The sequence below is a fragment of the Pseudomonas sp. P5_A2_2 genome, from assembly GCF_054177685.1.
This window is the reverse complement of record NZ_JBGCUL010000811.1, coordinates 1-2,054: the sequence shown is the minus strand read 5'-3', so window position 1 is coordinate 2,054 and position 2,054 is coordinate 1. Positions and strand designations below refer to the sequence as shown.

The 2,054-nt window shown below is 57.8% G+C and carries 2 protein-coding genes and 1 pseudogene; 1 reads left to right on the top strand and 2 read right to left on the bottom strand.

All coding sequences use genetic code 11. The annotated features are described in order from the left end of the window. Positions 1 to 828: CapA family protein (locus tag ACXRVY_RS26010; RefSeq protein ID WP_458238622.1), on the top strand; the 828-nt coding region annotated here is incomplete at its 5' end. Here ACXRVY_RS26010 and ACXRVY_RS26005 read toward each other — a convergent pair. Both ACXRVY_RS26005 and treR read right to left on the bottom strand, forming a co-directional pair. Then, a pseudogene (locus ACXRVY_RS26005) lies at positions 827 to 1,174 on the bottom strand (ATP-binding cassette domain-containing protein); the annotation flags it as partial. The gene ACXRVY_RS26010 and the pseudogene ACXRVY_RS26005 sit on opposite strands and share 2 nt — an antisense overlap. Further along, positions 1,171 to 1,875, bottom strand: coding sequence for a trehalose operon repressor (gene treR, locus ACXRVY_RS26000; protein ID WP_458238621.1), 705 nt, complete (start codon positions 1,873 to 1,875; stop codon positions 1,171 to 1,173). The gene treR and the pseudogene ACXRVY_RS26005, both read right to left, overlap by 4 nt. Positions 1,876 to 2,054 lie beyond the last annotated feature (179 nt).

Below are 2,054 nucleotides of genomic sequence, written 5' to 3'. Positions count from 1 at the left end.
GAGCCAAAGGGCATCAATTACCGCATGAGCCCGGAGAACTTCCCGGCCATCAGCGCAGCCGGCATCGACTGCTGCGTGCTGGCCAACAACCATGTGCTGGACTGGGGGGCAGCCGGCCTGGCCGATACGCTGGAGACCCTGGCGAGCAATGGTATATGCAGCGCCGGCGCCGGGCACAACCTGCAATCTGCCGAAGCGCCTGCCGTGTTGCTGCTGCCTGGCGGGCGGCGCTTGCTGGTGTTTGGCCTCGGCGCACCCGACAGCGGCATTGCGTCGGACTGGGCCGCCACGGATAAGGGCGCGGGCGTCGCGCGGCTGGAGGATCTGTCGATGCAAAGCCTGCACCATGTGGCCAAACGGATTCTCGAGGGCAAAAAACCGCGGGATCTGGTGGTCGCCTCCATTCATTGGGGCGGCAACTGGGGGTTCGATATCCCGCGCGAGCAAGTCCGGTTCGCTCATGCCTTGATCGACGAGGCCGGAGTTGACGTGGTGCACGGGCATTCCTCGCACCACGTCAAAGGCATCGAGGTGTACCGCGAACACCTGATTCTCTATGGCTGCGGTGATCTTCTGAACGATTACGAAGGCATCGAGGGTTACACAGCCTTTCGCGGCGACCTGGGGCTTCTATACTTTGCCTCGCTGGACCCGGGCGGGCACCTGCAGTCGCTGGACTTGATACCCACCCGCTTGCGGCGCTTTCGCCTCTGTCGCGCCGAAGGGGATGACCGTCAATGGCTGCACGACACCCTTTCTCGCGAGTGTGCACGCTTGGGCAGCAGCATCCAGCCGGGCGCGAAAAATGCCTTTGAGTTGCGTTGGTGAGCACCTTCATCTGGGCGAGCGTCAGGTTTTGCGTCACGGAAAGGCGTGGAAACAACTCGAAGTGTTGAAACACCATGCCAACCCGGTTGCATAGCTTGGGCAGGTTGGTTTTCGGGTCCGGGAGGCTGATACCGTCGACAACAATTTCGACTTTCTGGAAAGGCTCCAGTGCATTTACCGTTTTGATCAGCGTTGATTTGCCATAGCCGGAAGGGCCGCACACCACGACGACTTCACTCTTTTGTATTGCGATAGAGCAGTCGCTCAGTACTTGAAAGTTACCGAACCCTTGGAAACCAAGAAGCTGTAAAACAGACGTGTTCCAGATCGCTGCCGATGCTTTCATCGCCTGGCCACATCCGAAAAGTAAAACTTGTCCAGGGTMTGCCGCGACTCGGTGTACTCGAACTGCCGGCCGTCCTGCAAAAAGGTCTGGTTGCTGACCACGATCACATGGCTCTGCCCCTCAAGATCAAGGTGCTGCTGGTCGTCCTTGCTTCGCGGTACGGCTTCGATAGTGCGCTGGGCATAGCTGATTTGCAGTTGCAGCGTCTGTTCGATGAAGGCATAGATCGAATGCTCGGCAATCTCGCAATTGAGCCCCGGAATGAGATCGGCGACGAAGTGGTTGATGTCGAGGATGACCCGTTTGCCATCGATTCGACGCACGCGTTTGATCCGCGTGATCAGGCTACCTTCTTCGGCATTCAGGTGTTCACGCAAGGCACCTTGCAGGGGAAACTGTTCGAACGCCACCACCTCGGTGCTGACGTCATTGCCCAGCCTTGGGTGGGTTTCCTGGAAACTGACGATGCCGCCGAGCTGGAATTCGATCGGATTAGGCGACAGCACGAAGGTGCCTTTACCGTGAATTTTTTGCGCGAAGCCGCGTTCCTGAAGCAGTTCTATGGCTTGGCGCACAGTACCGCGACTGGCCCGGTAACTCTCCATCAATTCGGTTTCGGAAGGCAGTCGGGCGCCGCGCTCCAGTCGTTCGGTGGTGATGCTGGCAAGCAGATCGCTGTAGATCTGGTTGTATTTACTCATGGGGATGGCTCTATGCCGCGCTGTACTCAAGGTTTCGAACCTTAAGGGCAGGGTAGGGGTTTGTCTATGCGGCTTTGGGATTCTTTGACTTCGAAGGTAGGAAATATCGCCGCCTGCCGGGTTCAGGATAAACAAAATCAAACTCGTCTGTACGAGTTGTTGCAATAACTCGTACAGAC